Source organism: Ligilactobacillus sp. (genome assembly GCF_036846325.1).
In the GTDB taxonomy this organism is placed as follows: Bacteria; Bacillota; Bacilli; order Lactobacillales; family Lactobacillaceae; genus Ligilactobacillus.
Map to the genome: position 1 here is coordinate 1 of NZ_DAIUCE010000097.1, position 380 is coordinate 380.

At 43.7% G+C, this 380-nt stretch carries 1 pseudogene; it reads left to right on the plus strand.

What is annotated here, in order from left to right:
- Nucleotides 1–46: 46 nt before the first annotated feature.
- A pseudogene (locus V7Z60_RS08235) lies at nt 47–380 on the plus strand (glycosyltransferase family 2 protein); the annotation flags it as partial.

Genomic DNA, 380 nt, shown 5'->3' on the forward strand with positions numbered 1-380 from the left:
ATCAGAAAATATACTTATTGAAGTCTGTGGATACGGAGGAAAGCAAATGATCAAAGACAAGGATATGGGACAGAAGATTCTGGAAAGCATCGGAACTCTGAACGAAGCGGCATATGAACTTTATGCGATGATTTCAAATGACAGTGAACAGAAGGATGAATTTGTCAAGACGATGCAGACGCTGCTGCTGAACCTTAAGGGCAACTTCATGGGCCTGGTCATTGAAGAACCTTCATTGAAGGCTAACCTTCTGATTGACAATGCGCTTGACACACTGGGAAGGCTTGATTCAGAAAGCAAGTCGGCAAACTTGAAACTTGTCAGGAATGAACTTATCCCGGAAATCGGTGAGGCATATGTTGATCTTCTCTTCTGGGGCG